Genomic DNA, 13993 nt, shown 5'->3' with positions numbered 1-13993 from the left:
GCGGGGAGGTCGTGGGTGCCGCCAGCAGCCGTGACGCAGGAGCGGGACACCGGCTCTGGCGCGCCCGCGGGAGCCGGCCCGCGCCGGGCCCGCCGCCTGCCGTGGCGCACCGCGCTCGCCGCCGCCGGCGGCCTGGCGATGCTGCTGGCCTTCCCCGGCTGGTCGCTGCCCCCGCTGGCGGTGCTCGGACCGGCGGCGCTGGCGCTGGCCGTGCGCGGGCAGCGGGCCCGGTCCGGTGCGTGGCTGGGCCTGGTGTGCGGCCTGGCGTTCTTCGTGCCGCTGCTGTCGTGGACCGGCACCTTCGTCGGCGCGTTCCCCTGGCTGGCGCTGGCGGTCTCCCAGGCGCTGTTCCTCGCGCTGCTCGGCGCGGCCGGCGCGGCGGTGTCCGGTCTGCGGCTGTGGCCGCTGTGGACCGCGGCGCTGTGGGTGGCCGACGAGGCGCTGCGCGGCCGCCTGCCGCTCGGCGGCTTCCCCTGGGGGCGGCTGGGGCTGAGCCAGACCGACGGCGCCTTCCTCTCCCTCGCCGCCTACGGCGGGGTGCCGCTGGTGTCCTTCGCCGTCGCGCTCACCGGCACCCTGCTGGCCGCGGCGCTGCTCGCGCTGGCCCGGGCCTGGCGCGCGGCCGGCGAGCGTGCGGCCCGCGGGCCGGCGCTGCGCACCGCGGCCGCGCTGGTGGCCGCCGTCCTCGCCGTCCCGCTGCTCGGCGCGCTGGCCTGGACGCCGCTGCCCGGCCCCTCGCTCACCGACGGCGGCCCCACCCGGACCGTCGCCGTCATCCAGGGCGACGTCCCCGAGGCCGGACTGGAGTTCAACGCCCGCCGCCGGGCGGTGCTGGACAACCACGTGCAGCAGACGGTGCAGCTGGCCGCCGCGGTCGCGGCCGGGGACCGGGCGCGGCCGGACCTGGTCGTCTGGCCGGAGAACAGCTCCGACATCGACCCCTACCGCAACGCCGACGCCGCCCGGCAGATCAGCCGCGCCGCCGAGGCGATCGGCGCGCCGATCCTGGTCGGCGCGGTGGTCGAGGGGCCCGGCCGGTACCTGAGCAACACCGGCATCGTGTGGGACCCCGTGACCGGGCCCGGCGACACCTACGTCAAGCGGCACCCCGTCCCGTTGGCCGAGTACGTGCCGGCGCGGGCGTTCTTCCGCTTCTTCAGCGACAAGGTGGACCTGGTCCGCCGCGACTTCACCCACGGCACCGAGGTCGGCGTGCTGGACATGGGCGGCGCGCGGGTCGGGGACGTCATCTGCTTCGAGGTGGTCTACGACTCCCTCGTCGCCGACACCGTGGAGGCCGGCGCCGGGATGCTCGTCGTGCAGACCAACAACGCCACCTTCGGCTACACCGACGAGAGCGAGCAGCAGCTGGCCGCCAGCCGGCTGCGCGCGGTCGAGTTCGGCCGCACCGTCGTCGTGGCGGCCACCAGCGGCATCTCCGCCGTCGTGGCGCCCGACGGGTCGCTGGCCCGCCGCTCGGAGCTGTTCACCCCCGCGGTGTTCGTCGAGGACGTCGCCCAGCGCGACTCCACCACCGTCGCCGAGCGGCTGGGCGCGGCCCCGGAGTGGGCGCTGACCGCGCTGGGCGCCGGCGCGGTGCTCGCGGTCGCCGCCCCGGCGCTGCGCCGCCGGCAGCGGGCCCGCCGGGCCGCCCGGTGAGCGCGGCGCGGGTCCTCGTCGTCGTCCCCACCTACGACGAGGCGGAGAACCTCGAGCCGATCCTCGACCGGCTGCACGCCGCCGTCCCCACCGCGCACGCCCTGGTCGTCGACGACGGCTCACCCGACGGCACCGGCGAGCTGGCCGAGAAGCTGGCCGCGCGGGACGACCGGGTGCACGTGCTGCGCCGCACGGAGAAGGCGGGGCTGGGCCCGGCCTACGTCGCCGGCTTCCGCTGGGGTCGGGAGCGCGGCTACGCCGTCCTGGTGGAGATGGACGCCGACGGCTCCCACCACCCCGAGCAGCTGCCGCTGCTGCTGGCCGCCCTCGGCGACGCCGATCTCGCGCTGGGCTCGCGCTATGTGCCCGGCGGCCGCGTCGAGGACTGGCCGCGCCGGCGGCTGCTGCTGTCCCGGCTGGGCAACGTCTACACCCGCCGGGCGCTGCGGCTGCCGCTGGCCGACGCCACCGGCGGGTTCCGTGCCGTCCGCGGGGAGCTGGTGGACCGGCTGCCCTTCGACGAGGTGGCCAGCCAGGGCTACTGCTTCCAGGTCGACTGGGTGTGGCGCGCCTGGCGGGAGGGCGCCCGGGTGGTGGAGGTGCCGATCACCTTCAGCGAACGCGAGTTCGGCAGGAGCAAGATGACGCCCTCGATCGTTGGAGAGGCGTTGGCACGGGTCACCCTCTGGGGCCTGCAGGACCGGCTGGCCGACCGCCTGCCGGGCCGGGTCCCACCGCCCGTGCCGGGACGGGCCCGCGAGCGCGGGCGGTCCAGCGAGGTCCGGTAGGCGGACCCGGGCCGCCCGCGAGCCGGGCCGGGGAGTGCCGTGGGACACCGGGTACGGGTGCTGGCGGGGCTGTGGGCCCTCGCCGAGGTCGTCGTCTTCGCGCTGGTCGCCGCGTGGATCGGCGTGGGCTGGACGCTGCTGGCCGCGCTGGCCACCACCGTCCTGGGCTGGGGGCTGCTGGCCCGGCAGGGGACCCGGGCGCTGGACGAGCTGCGCGCCCGCGCCCGGGAGCGCCGCGCGCCGGGCACCGCGGCCACCGACGCCGGGCTGGTCGCCGTGGGCGGCGCGCTGATGGTGCTGCCGGGCTTCCTCGGCGACGTCGTCGGCCTGCTGTGCCTGCTGCCGCCCACCCGCCCGCTGGTGCGCGCCGCCGTGGGCCGCGGGCTGGCCGCGCGGCTGGGCCTGTCCGCGCCGGTGCGGGTGCACAGCACCCGGGTGCCCGGCCCGGTGCACGCCCGGCCCGACGGCGGGGTGCGGGTCATCGAGGGCGAGGTGGTCGAGGGCGAGGTGGTCGAGGGCCCGGTCGCCGGGGGTCCGGTCGCCGGGGCCGGCGCCCCCGGGCAGCGGGTGCCCCGCTAGTCCCGGCGGCGGGGCCGGAAGCGCAGGCAGGTGCGCTCGCCCACCCGCTCGACGTCGAGCACCTCGAGCCGGCCGGGGGCGACGCCGTCGAAGGCGCGCAGGCCGCCGCCGAGCAGCACCGGGACGACGTCGACGCGCAGCTCGTCGAACAGGCCGGCGTCGAGCAGCTGGCGGTTGAGGTCCGCGCCGCCGACGACGGTGACCGCCTTGTCGCCGGCCAGCGCGCGGGCGGTGTCCACCGCCTCGCGGAGGTCGCCGCAGAAGGTGACCCACAGCCGGTCGTTGCGCCGCGGCGGGGTCGCCGGCGGGTGCGTGGTCAGGACGACGATCGGCACCTGGTACTCGTAGTCGTCGGCGTAGGAGTCGGGGTCGGGCGCGCCGTCGTAGGTGCGCCGGCCCATGAGCACCGCGCCGGTCTCGGCCTGGGACGCCGCCAGGTACTGCTCGCCGGCCGGGGTGCCGAGGTCGGCGTAGAGCATGCCGAAGTCGCCGTCGGGGTCGGCGGTGTAGCCGTCCAGGGACATGGTCATGCCGGCGATCAGGTGCGCCACGGGTCCTCCTCGGTCGGGTCCTGTGGGGCAGACCGGGGCAGGGGCGGGAACTCACCGGTCCCCGGACGCGGAACGGCCCCGGTGGGGAGTCCCACCGGGGCCGTCAACGCCTCCGGAACGGCCCGCCTCCGGGGGCCCGCCGCGAGGTCGCGAGCGGGGGAGGAGGCGGGTCCTTCCTCAGCTGGCGCGGGTCCGCCGGCCGCGCAGCACCTCGAGACGCTCGGCGAGGACCTCCTCGAGGTCCTCCACGGAGCGGCGCTCGAGCAGCATGTCCCAGTGCGTCCGCGGCGGCTTGACCTTCTTGGGCGCCGGCTCGGAGCCGCCGACCAGCTTGGCCGAGGAGCCGTCGAACTTGCACTCCCAGGTGTCGGGCACCTCGGCGTCGTCCGCGAAGGGAACGGTGAACTGGTGACCCGAGGTGCACCGGTACTCGACGTACTGCCGCTCGATCGGCGCGGTGTTCCGCTCGGTCTCGTAGCTCACGCTGCCCAGTCGGCTGCCCCGCAGGGAACGCTCGCCCATGGCACACCGTCCTCTCGTGCTGGTGGTGTCGGTCAGGACTCCTCGTCGCGGCAGGGGGTACCCACTGCGGGAGGGTGTCGAAAGAGACCAACGGCGGATTTCGCGGAGAGATTCCGCTGAGTCGGTTCCCCATCATCGCATGGGGTGGTATTGGGCCGCGCGCGGCCCCCTCGGCCGGGGGAGGCCGGCCCGCTCAGGGCAGGGCGAGCTGCCCCGGGCCCGCCGCGGTCGGCCCCAGCTGGCCGAGCACGTGGTGCCGCCGGCACAGCACCTGGTAGTGCACCTCCGGGCCGGGCTCGGGATCGGGATCGGGTGCCGGGGTGGGCGCGGTGTCGGCGACGACGACGGTGGCGCCCTCGCGCACCATCTGCCCGTCGACGACCCGGGCGTTGAGCAGCCCGGGCAGGCCGCACCAGCACAGCACCTCGACCTGGATCCGCTGCACGTCGTCGGCGACCTCCAGCAGCCGCTGGGTGCCCGGGAACAGCCGGGCGCGGAAGTCGGTGGTCAGCCCGAAGGCGTAGACGTCGACGTGCGAGGCGTCGACGAGCTCGGCGAGCTGGTCCACCTGCCCGGGGGTGAGGAACTGCGCCTCGTCGACGATCAGGTAGTCCACCCGCCGCCCGTCGGCCCAGTGGCTGCGCACCAGCAGCAGCAGGTCGGTGCCCGGGTCGACCTCGACGGCGTCGCGGCACAGCCCCACCCGGGAGCTGATCCGCGGCTGCGCCGACCGGTCGCCCTGGGTGAGCAGCAGCCCCGAGCGGCCCTGCCGGCTCTGGTTGTGGTCCACCTGCAGGGCCAGCGTGGACTTCCCGCAGTCCATCGGCCCGTGGAAGAACCGCAGGTGCGCCGGGGCGGGGGCGCGCCGCCGGTCCCCGGCCGCCGGGACCGCCACCAGCGGGGCGGACGGGTCGCTCACAGCCGCTCCGGCGGGGTGTTGCCCGCGGCCTGCACGGCCCGGCGCATCGGCAGCCGCAGCAGCAGCAGGAACCCGGCGACGAAGAAGACCACCAGGCTGATGATCGCGTACCGGTAGGAGCCGGTGAGCTGGTAGGTCAGGCCGAACGCCAGCGGCCCCAGCCAGCTGGTCCCGCGGTCGCTGATCTCGTAGAAGCTGTAGTACTCCGCCTCCCGGCCGGCCGGGATGAGGTGGCTGAACAGCGACCGGGACAGCGCCTGCGTGCCGCCCTGCACCAGCCCGATCACCGCGGCCAGCGCGTAGAACTGGGCGACCGCGCCCTCCTGCAGCCAGTACGCCGCCACCAGCACCGCCGTCCAGGCGACCAGGCAGCCCAGCACGGTCCGCTTGGCGCCGTAGCGGGCCGCCACCCGGCCCAGGCCCAGCGCCCCGAACACGGCGACCACCTGGACCATGAGGATCGCGCCGGTGAGCACCGACTGGGACAGCCCCAGCTCCTCGCTGGCGTAGGTAGCGCTGAGCGAGATGACCGTCTGCACGCCGTCGTTGAACAGCAGGTACGCGCCGAGGAACCACAGCGTGAGGGGGAACGCCCGCATCCCGCGCAGCGTGGCGGCCAGCTGGCGGAAGCCGCTGGGGGTGGCGTGCGCGGCGGCCTGCGGGGGCCGGTCGCGCAGCAGCGAGACGGTGACCAGGGTGAACAGCCCCCACCACAGCCCCGACGTCGCCAGGCAGATGCGCACCGCCTCGCCGGTGGTCAGCCCCAGGGACTCCGCGCCGAGGAACAACCCGAGGTGCACGGCCAGCAGCAGCGCCCCGCCGACGTACCCGAACGCCCACCCGCGGCTGGACACCGCGTCGCGCTCGTCGGGGCCGGCGAGGTCGGGCAGCCACGAGTAGTAGACGACCGTCGCGGCGCCGAAGGCCACGTTGGCGACGACGAACAGCGCCGCGCCCAAGAGGTAGCGGCCGTCGGCGACGAAGAACAGGCAGGTCGCGGCCAGCGCCCCGAGCAGCGCCAGCCCGCCGAGCAGCTGCCGCTTGCGCCCGGTGCGGTCGGCGACGGCGCCGGTGAGCGGCAGCACCACGACCTGCAGGACCACCGAGAACGACAGCACGTAGGAGAACCAGCTGCCCGGCGGGATGGACAGGCCGAGGAAGGGCAGCCGGCCGTCGGCGCCGGCGGCGTCCTCGGCGACGGTGGTCAGGTACGGACCCAGGAAGACCGTGGTGACGCTGGTGTTGAACACCGACATCGCCCAGTCGTAGGAGTACCAGCCGAAGCGCTCGCGGCGCAGGGCGCGGTCGACGGGCCGCGCGGCGTCGACGTGGGGGGCGGTCACGGGCGCAGGGTGCCAGCCCGGCGCGGCCCGTTCCAGCACCGGGCGGTCACGGGATGTCCGGGGGGACGACGCCGCCGGGGAACGCCGCGGCACCGTTGGTCGGGCGGGTGGGGTCCGGGTGCAGCGGCCGGCCGGCCGCGCGCAGCGGCACCAGCCCGCGGGTGATCGCCGCGGCGATCCGCATCCGCGCCCGGTTGGCGTCGCCCACCCGGCCCAGGCGCAGGTCCTCCAGGTACACCGGCGGGCCGACGTGCACCCGCAGCACCGGCCGCCGCACCAGCGAGCGGGCCAGGGTGCGCAGCTTCCCCCAGTCGTTGCCGTACTGCAGCACCTCCTGCGCGCCCCACTGGCTGACCGGGATCACCGGCACCCCGACGCCGAGCGCCAGCCGGGCCATCCCGGTGCGGCCGCGCTCGGGCCACCCGTCGGGCGCCAGCCCGACCCGCCCCTCGGGATAGGCGACGACGTGCCCGCCGTGCACCAGCGCCACCTCGGTGACCCGCACCGCGTGCCGGGCGACCTCGGTGCCGCGCTCCACCCGGATGCCGCCGGCCCGCTCGAGCAGCGGCCCGACCAGCGGCGCGGAGATGATCCCGCCGGTGGCCATGATCCGCGGCACCACGCCCAGCCGGTGCAGTGCGACCGCGATCACGAACGGGTCGAAGTCGCCGACGTGGTTGGCCGCCAGCAGCAGCGGCCCGCGGCGCAGCTCCTCGGGGATGCACCCGGTGACCTCCACCCGGCCGAACAGGTCCACCAGCCAGGAGAACCGGCGCAGCAGGAGCAGCCACACCTCCCACGGCGGCGCGGCGGCGATGGCCAGCTCCCGGGCGAACCACTCGGGGTCCCCGTCGTGCAGCACCGCCTCCAGGTGGTCGGGCAGCGGCGGCGGGGCCGGCCGCCACTCCTTCACCCCCGTGGCCAGCCGCTGGAGCAGACCGGTCACCGGCCCACCCACTGGCCGCGCGCCTCGAGGATCTCCTTCAGCATGGCCGGGCGGTCGGTCATGATGCCGTCCACGCCGAGGTCGAGCATCGCCGTCGCCTCCTCCGGGGTGTCCACCGTCCACACGTGCACCTGCAGGCCGCGGGCGTGCGCGGCGGCGAGGAACCGCTCGTCGACCAGCGCCCGGCCACCCAGCTGCAGCGGCACCTGGGCACAGCCGGCCTGCATGCGCACCAGCCCGGCCGCGCGCGGGGAGTAGGACGACAGCCGCAGCGCCGCCACGCCCCGCGGGCCCAGCGACGTGCACACCGTGGGGCCGAGCAGCCGCCGGGCGGCGGCGACGCGGGCGTCGGAGAACGAGGCGAGGCAGACCCGGTCCAGGACGTCCATCCGGCGCAGCACCCGCACCAGCGGCGCGAGCACCCCGGCGGCCTTGATGTCGAGGTTGAACCGGACGTCGGGCCACGCGCCGAGCAGGTCCTCCAGCCGCAGGATCGGCTCCCGGCCGCCGATGCGGGCGGCGGCGACCTCGGCCCAGGACAGCTGCTCGATCCGGCCGGTGCGGTCGGTGACCCGGTCCAGCGCCGGGTCGTGGAAGACGACGACGACGCCGTCGGCGGTCACCCGGACGTCGGTCTCGATGTACCGGTAGCCCAACTTCACGCAGGCCTCGAAGGCCGGCATGGAGTTCTCCAGGTGCTCGATCGCCCCGCCGCGGTGCGCCATCGCCAGCGGCGCCGGCGCGTCGAGGAAGGCGAACCGGGCGGGAGGCACGGGCGACACGCTAACCGGCCGCTCCGACGCGCTCACCAGCCCCTTCTCCCGACGGGTCGGGCGTGTCCGCCGGGACTGTCGGTGGCGGCGTCTAGCGTGCCCGGCGTGGGCAAGCAGCACGCCGACCGCGTGGTCGGGACCGACGGGACGGCAGGGAAGGCGGACACGACGACGGGACGGCAGGGGAGCGGGGCCGAACGGCGCTGCGGCTGGTGCCGGCGGGTGCTGCCCCAGGCGGGCTCGGTCGGCCGCCCGCGGATGTACTGCGGCCAGGCCTGCCGGCAGCGCGCGTACGAGCAGCGCACGGCGGTCGCCAAGGCCGGCCTCTCCGACGACGTCGTCCTCGTGCGCCGCGCCGAGCTCGACGGGCTGCAGGACCGGCTGTTCCAGCTGCGCTGCGCGCTCGAGGACGTCCAGACGCTGCTCGGCGAGCGGCACACGAAGGCCGAGCTGGAGCGGTCGCTGGCCGATCTGGTGCACTCCACGGGCCGGCTCGACAAGCTCTGGGTCTCCGAGCGCGCCGCCGGCTGACCCCGCGTCGCGGGCCGGCTCGTCAGCGGCGGGTCAGTCCGGGTCCTGGGTGTCGTCGTCCTGGTCCTCGGGCGCTTCCTGGTCCGGGTTGCTGTTGTCCGGCAGGTTGTCCTGCGACTCGTCGGCCGGGTCGTTGCCGCCGGTGTTCTCGCTGTCGTCGGTGGTGCCGTCGTTCTGGGTGTCACCGGCCGCGTTGCAGGCGGTGAGCGTCGCGCCGCCCCCGAACAGCGCCAGCGCGGTCATGAGGGCGGCGATCGGGCGGCGGAGTTCCATGTCTCGACCCTAAGCAGGCACCGGGCCGGGCGCCCGTCGAACCCGCTGACACCACCGGCATAACGTCACAGTGACGGAATGATAGAGGTGTCGCCGGGTGGGGCGAGAGGGGATCCCGGCCGGAGCGGGGCCCGGATCGGCCGTCGACGAGCACCCGGACGATCACCGGGAACACCGGGGGCCGGACCGGGACGCACAGGTGGTCGGCCGACGGGCGGTCGACAGATGGCCGGGCGGCGACGGGTGTCGTGGAGTCGTGCACGAGGCCCGGATGGGAAAGCGACGGAAACGCCTGGGCGCGGCCGGCACGACGTCGCGCGCGCCGGCGACCCGCCGCGGCACGACGAGCACGGCGACACGAGCACGGCAACACGAGCGACTCGTCGGCGCCCGTCGACGACCGGTCACCGACGGGCGGACCGGTCGCCCGTCTCGAGGCGGCCTCCGGGCGTCCCGGCAGCCCCTCTCGAGCTCCTGGAGCCTCCGCCGATAATGCACATTATGTCAACTAACGTGGAGAGGGCCCGCTCCCCGAGCTCTGGTCAGGTCGCCGGGCTCAGGCGGACCCGCGGGTCGACCGCCGCCGCGACGACGTCGGCGACCGCGTTCGCCACGATCACCGCACCGATGACGACCGTGGTGAGCCCGACCAGCAGCGCCCGGTCGTGCGCCTCGATCGCCCCCAGGATCGCCGCCCCGACACCGGGCATGCCGAACACGCCCTCGACCACGATCAGCCCCACGAACAGCTGGCCCAGGTTGGCCGCCACGAACGTCACCACCGGCGTCAGCGCCGGCCGCAGTGCGTGCACGCCGACCACCCGGGACGGCGACAGCCCGCGGCCGCGCGCGGCCTGGACGAACGGCGCCCGCAGGGTGTCCCCGACCTCGGCGCGGGTGATCAGCGCGACGTAGCCGGTCGACAGCGCCGCCAGGGCGAGCACGGGGAGGACGTAGGCCGCCGGCTCCCCCGTGCGCCCGTTGAACGGCGCCCAGCCGAGCTCGGAGACGAAGACGAACCGCAACAGGTAGGCCGCGACGACGACCGGCGTGCCCACCAGCACCGTGGCCACCGCGTAGACGCCCGTGCCCGTCCACCGCCCGCTCGTGGCCAGCGCCCCGGCGACCACGCCCACCAGGAGCTGCACGATCACCGCGCCGGCGAGCAGGGCCGCGCTCACCGGCGCGGTGGCGGCGACGACGTCGAGCACGGCGGGCCCGGGCACCACGGCGTCGCCCCGGAGGGAGGGCAGCCCGCGCCCCCAGTCGCCGGTCAGCAGGTCCCGCAGGTAGAGGCCGTACTGGACCGGCAGGGGCTCGTCGAGGCGGTAGTCGCTGCGGATGCGGGCGTAGAGCGCCGGGGGCGGCGGCTGGAACCCGAACAGCGCCCGCACCGGGTCCCCGGGGAGTTGCGTCACGGCGACGAACACCAGGGTCACCGCCGCCCACAGGCTGAGCAGCATCTGCCCGGACCGGCGGGCGACGAACGCGACCACGGGCGACATCGTGGCAGCACGGTGATCATCCCGGTCGACGGCGCGGCACCCGCTCGGTCAGACTCCGCCGGTGCCGTCCTCGTTCCCCGACCCCCGGGAGGTCCGGCCGGGGGCGGGGCGCTGGAACGCCCCGCTGGCCGTCGCGGTCGCCGTGCTGGGGCTGCTCACCGTGACGGCACTGGCGCCCGGCGCCTTCACCGACGCCGACCCCCGCTCCTGCGACCTGGCCGACTCCCTCGTGGCGCCGTCCTGGGACCACCCCTTCGGCTTCGACCTGTTCGGCTGCGACCTGCTCGCCAAGACGATGTACGGCGCGCGGACGTCGCTGCTGCTCGCCGTCGCGGTCATCGTGCTCAGCGGCCTGCTCGCCGTCGTACTGGGGACACTGGCCGGCGCAGCCGGGGGCTGGGTCGACGGCGTCGTCTCGCGGCTCACCGACGTGTGGTCGGGCATCCCGCTCGTGCTCGGCGGCGTGGTCCTGCTCAGCGCGACCGACCGCCGCGGGGTGTGGCAGGTCGTCGCCGTGCTGACGGTGTTCAGCTGGCCGCCGATGGTGCGCGTCATGCGCGCCGGCACCCGGCAGGTCCTGGCGCTCGAGTACGTCACCGCGGCGCGCGCCCTGGGCACCGGGTCGCTGCGGCTGGTCCTCCGGCACGTGCTGCCCAACGCCGTGCGCCCGCTGCTGGTGTTCGCCAGCGCGTACGCGGGCGTGCTGATCTCCGCCGAGGCGGTGCTGACCTTCGCCGGGGTCGGGCTGCAGCGGCCCACCGAGTCCTGGGGCATCCTGCTGCAGCAGGGCGGCGAGGCGGCGTCGCGCGCACCGCACGCCCTCGTCGCGCCGAGCCTCGTGCTCGTCCTCGCGGTGGCCGCCTTCGTCCTCCTCGGCGAGGGGCTGCGCGCGGCCGGCCGGACGTCCCGCGGGCACTGAGCCCGCTCCCCCGGCCGGTGGCCGGCCCGGGACGGACCCCCGTGCGGCGCCGGGGTGGCGCACCGCCCTCCCCCGTCCAACGGGCGGTCCGAGACCTCCATGACCGAGGGGACCCCCGTCGCACAACTGTCGTCTTGGGGTTTCCCGATCGGTGAGTTCATCTCAATGTTGGGGATAACGGATTGGGGTACTCCTCGTGCAGCGGCGTCCCCGAAGTCGCTTCGAGCCGGCCCGTCGCGGGCGACCGGCGGCGCCTGCCAGGCTCCGCCGCCGGTGTCCTGCACGACCTGGGCACCGGCGGCGGACAGTCTCACCCGCCTACGGCGGCGGAGCCGCGATCGCCCGACGGTGTGTCGGCCGCCTTCCTCGAGGTCCGCCCCGCTGGCACGCTGCGGCGGCCCGCAGCCACCTCTGTCGCGCGGGCGCTCCCCGGCGACCACCGGGCGGGACCCCTCCCCCGTCGTCGTCCGTTCCTCCCGTCTTCCGGTTATGACCCGCAGTTCGGGATAACGGGTCAACAGCCGCGGGTCACGGTCCGGTGACGACACCCGACGGTTCCGTTGACGCCTGCAACATCCCGCGATTACGTTCCGCGCCGGTGTGCTCCGCGCCACACCGGCGGCCCGTCCGGGGCCGTCTCCCCCCCCGTGCTCGGCGCTGCGCCGGGAAGGGACCGCACGTGACCGCTACCGACCTCCGACCGAGCCAGACACCCACGCCATCCGCTGGCGGGGGCCTGCGCCGGTTGTGGGACCGCAAGCTCGACCGCTACCCCGACACCGGTCCCCGGTCGCTCTACCTGGGGATCACCGTGCTGGCCACGGTGGTCCTGTACTACGAGCTCTACGTCGGGGGCGCCGTCGCGACGCAGATCATCGCCGAGCTCGGCTACTCGTTCACCGGCTACGTGTTCGTCTCGGTCATCGGCAACCTGGTCGGCGCCTTCGCCTCGCTGTTCGCCGGCCTCGCCGACCGCTGGGGGCGGGCCAACCTCGTCGTCGGCGGCCTGCTCATCACGGGCCTGATCCTCCTGGTGGGCCTGCCGCACGCGCCGGGCAAGACGGCCTTCACCGTGCTGTTCGCGGTGCTGAGCTTCGTCGAGGGCGTCGTGCTGGTGGCCACCCCGGCGCTGATCCGCGACTTCTCCCCCCAGGTCGGCCGCGGCGTCGCCATGGGCTTCTGGACGCTCGGCCCGGTGCTGGGCAGCCTGGTGGTCACCACGGTGTCCAGCAACACCCTCGACGACCACCCCGACTGGCGCTGGCAGTTCTACGTCTGCGGCGTCGCCGGCCTGGTCGTCTTCCTCGTCGCGCTGGTCGGGCTGCGCGAGCTCTCCCCCGCCCTGCGCGACCAGCTCATGGTCAGCATGCGCGACCGCGCGCTCATCGAGGCCCGGGCCCGCGGCCTGGACACCGAGCAGGCGCTCAAGGGCCACTGGCGGCAGATGCTGCGCTTCGACGTCGTCGGGTCGGCCTTCGCCATCAGCATCTTCCTGCTGCTCTACTACATCCTGGTCGGCTTCGCGGTCGTCTACTTCGCCACCGTGTTCGGCTACTCCGAGCAGCGCGCCAACGCGCTGGCCAACTGGTACTGGGTGACCAACGCGATCGCGCTGGTGGTCACCGGCGTGCTCACCGACCGGTTCCGGGTGCGCAAGCCGTTCATGGTCGTCGGGACGCTCGTCGGCCTGGTGGGCTCGGTGCTGTTCGCGCTGTCGGCGACGAAGCCGGAGACCGGCTACTACACGCTCGCGGTCTACTTCATCCTGTCGGCGGCCGGCGGCGGCATGGCCTACGTCGCCTGGATGGCCTCGTTTACCGAGACCGTCGAGCGGCACAACCCGGCCGCGACGGCGACCGGCCTGGCCATCTGGGGCTGGCTGCTGCGGATCGTGGTGACGGCGTCGCTGGCGGTCTTCACCCTCGTCGTGCCCGCCACCTCGGTGCTGGTCGACCAGGGGTCGCGGGTCACCGAGATCGTCGAGGCGCACCCGCAGGAGGTCGCCGTCCTGTCGGCCGTCCCGCCGGCGGCGTCCGAGGCGCTGGCCGCCGACCCCACCGACGTCGACGCGCTGGCCACCGCCCTCGGCGCCGTGGCCACCCAGCAGGGCGCCGACGCCGACGAGGCCGCCGCGGTCTCCGAGGCGGTGCGGAACCGGGCGCCGCAGCTGGCCGCCGCCCAGGCGGTCGACCCGGCCACGCTGGCCGCGCTGCAGGAGGACCCGGCCGACGCCGCGGCCGGTGCCGCCGCCGTCGGGCAGATCGCGCAGGCCCTCGGCGTCGACGCCGGCACCGCCACGCAGCTGCTGGTCAGCCTCGGCGACCCGGCGGTGCAGGCCGACCTCGCGCTCGTGCAGCGCTACGCGACGGTGCTCACCGACGCCAACGCCGCGATCCCGGCCGACGACCTCGCCTACCTCGCGGCCCACGGCGACGAGGTCGCCACCGCCGCCGAGGAGAACCCGCACCAGTGGCAGCGCTGGTGGTGGGTGTGCGTCGCCGGGCAGGTGCTCTTCCTGCCGTTCGTCTTCGTGATGGCCGGCCGGTGGAGCCCGCGCCGGGCGCGCCAGGACGAGCAGGCGCACGAGGAGATGGTGGCCCGGGAGCTGGCGGCGCTGCAGCGCACGGACGCCTGAGCACTGCCGCACGGCGGGCCGGGGAGCGCACGCTCCCCGGCCCGTCCGCG

At 75.6% G+C, this 13993-nt stretch carries 14 protein-coding genes; 6 read left to right on the top strand and 8 right to left on the bottom strand.

Annotation, left to right across the window (positions count from 1 at the left end; genetic code table 11):
- The first annotated feature begins 15 nt into the window (after positions 1 to 15).
- The 3 genes from lnt to ACI79B_RS19455 are packed head-to-tail and all read left to right on the top strand — an operon-like array spanning position 16 to position 3026.
- On the top strand, positions 16 to 1659 hold the full coding sequence (gene lnt / locus ACI79B_RS19465; protein ID WP_456929651.1) for an apolipoprotein N-acyltransferase: 1644 nt from the start codon (positions 16 to 18) through the stop codon (positions 1657 to 1659).
- On the top strand, positions 1656 to 2447 hold the full coding sequence (locus tag ACI79B_RS19460) for a polyprenol monophosphomannose synthase (RefSeq protein ID WP_456929650.1): 792 nt from the start codon (positions 1656 to 1658) through the stop codon (positions 2445 to 2447). Before lnt ends, ACI79B_RS19460 begins: the two co-directional genes overlap by 4 nt.
- Before the next feature lie 39 nt (positions 2448 to 2486).
- Positions 2487 to 3026, top strand: a complete 540-nt coding sequence (locus ACI79B_RS19455) for an FxsA family protein (protein WP_456929649.1) — start codon at positions 2487 to 2489, stop codon at positions 3024 to 3026.
- Here the strand turns inward: ACI79B_RS19455 and ACI79B_RS19450 are convergent.
- From ACI79B_RS19450 to ACI79B_RS19425, 6 genes are all read right to left on the bottom strand, one after another.
- Positions 3023 to 3577, bottom strand: coding sequence for a dihydrofolate reductase family protein (locus ACI79B_RS19450; RefSeq protein ID WP_456929648.1), 555 nt, complete (start codon positions 3575 to 3577; stop codon positions 3023 to 3025). The two genes, ACI79B_RS19455 and ACI79B_RS19450, sit on opposite strands and share 4 nt — an antisense overlap.
- A 177-nt stretch (positions 3578 to 3754) precedes the next feature.
- Positions 3755 to 4099 carry an RNA polymerase-binding protein RbpA gene (locus tag ACI79B_RS19445; RefSeq protein WP_456929647.1) on the bottom strand — a complete coding sequence of 115 codons (345 nt, stop codon included), beginning with the start codon at positions 4097 to 4099 and terminating at the stop codon, positions 3755 to 3757.
- A gap of 193 nt (positions 4100 to 4292) precedes the next feature.
- Positions 4293 to 5018 (bottom strand): thymidine kinase, encoded by a 726-nt coding sequence (locus ACI79B_RS19440; protein WP_456929646.1) that lies wholly within the window; start codon positions 5016 to 5018, stop codon positions 4293 to 4295.
- Complete coding sequence (locus ACI79B_RS19435; RefSeq protein WP_456929645.1) at positions 5015 to 6361, bottom strand: MFS transporter; 1347 nt, start codon at positions 6359 to 6361, stop codon at positions 5015 to 5017. The genes ACI79B_RS19440 and ACI79B_RS19435 overlap by 4 nt, the downstream gene beginning before the upstream one ends.
- Positions 6362 to 6407: 46 nt before the next feature.
- Complete coding sequence (locus ACI79B_RS19430; protein WP_456929644.1) at positions 6408 to 7307, bottom strand: lysophospholipid acyltransferase family protein; 900 nt, start codon at positions 7305 to 7307, stop codon at positions 6408 to 6410.
- Positions 7304 to 8080 carry a glycerophosphodiester phosphodiesterase gene (locus ACI79B_RS19425; protein WP_456929643.1) on the bottom strand — a complete coding sequence of 259 codons (777 nt, stop codon included), beginning with the start codon at positions 8078 to 8080 and terminating at the stop codon, positions 7304 to 7306. The genes ACI79B_RS19430 and ACI79B_RS19425 overlap by 4 nt, the downstream gene beginning before the upstream one ends.
- Before the next feature lie 105 nt (positions 8081 to 8185).
- Between ACI79B_RS19425 and ACI79B_RS19420 the strand changes: the two genes are divergently transcribed.
- Positions 8186 to 8611, top strand: coding sequence for a hypothetical protein (locus tag ACI79B_RS19420; protein WP_456929642.1), 426 nt, complete (start codon positions 8186 to 8188; stop codon positions 8609 to 8611).
- A 33-nt stretch (positions 8612 to 8644) separates the two neighbouring features.
- Here the strand turns inward: ACI79B_RS19420 and ACI79B_RS19415 are convergent, their stop codons facing one another.
- Positions 8645 to 8884, bottom strand: coding sequence for a hypothetical protein (locus ACI79B_RS19415; protein ID WP_456929641.1), 240 nt, complete (start codon positions 8882 to 8884; stop codon positions 8645 to 8647).
- A 542-nt stretch (positions 8885 to 9426) separates the two neighbouring features.
- Positions 9427 to 10380: an ABC transporter permease gene (locus tag ACI79B_RS19410; protein WP_456929640.1), complete on the bottom strand. Its 954-nt coding sequence runs from the start codon at positions 10378 to 10380 to the stop codon at positions 9427 to 9429.
- Between the two features lie 70 nt (positions 10381 to 10450).
- Between ACI79B_RS19410 and ACI79B_RS19405 the strand changes: the two genes are divergently transcribed.
- The gene (locus ACI79B_RS19405; RefSeq protein WP_456929639.1) at positions 10451 to 11308 is read left to right on the top strand and encodes an ABC transporter permease; all 858 of its coding nucleotides are present in this window, start codon (positions 10451 to 10453) and stop codon (positions 11306 to 11308) included.
- Between the two features lie 745 nt (positions 11309 to 12053).
- Entirely contained in the window at positions 12054 to 13943 is a 1890-nt protein-coding gene (locus ACI79B_RS19400) for an MFS transporter (RefSeq protein ID WP_456929638.1), read from the top strand.
- The last annotated feature ends 50 nt before the right edge of the window (positions 13944 to 13993 follow it).

This window comes from Geodermatophilus sp. SYSU D00879 (assembly GCF_054050375.1).
This window is presented reverse-complemented; position numbering and strand designations above follow the sequence as displayed.

What these genes read in the sequence shown, in the direction of transcription:
- ACI79B_RS19415 (WP_456929641.1), bottom strand. Translation starts at nt 8,884, where the DNA reads ATGGAACTCCGCCGCCCGATCGCCGCCCTCATGACCGCGCTGGCGCTG.
- ACI79B_RS19445 (WP_456929647.1), bottom strand. Translation starts at nt 4,099, where the DNA reads ATGGGCGAGCGTTCCCTGCGGGGCAGCCGACTGGGCAGCGTGAGCTAC.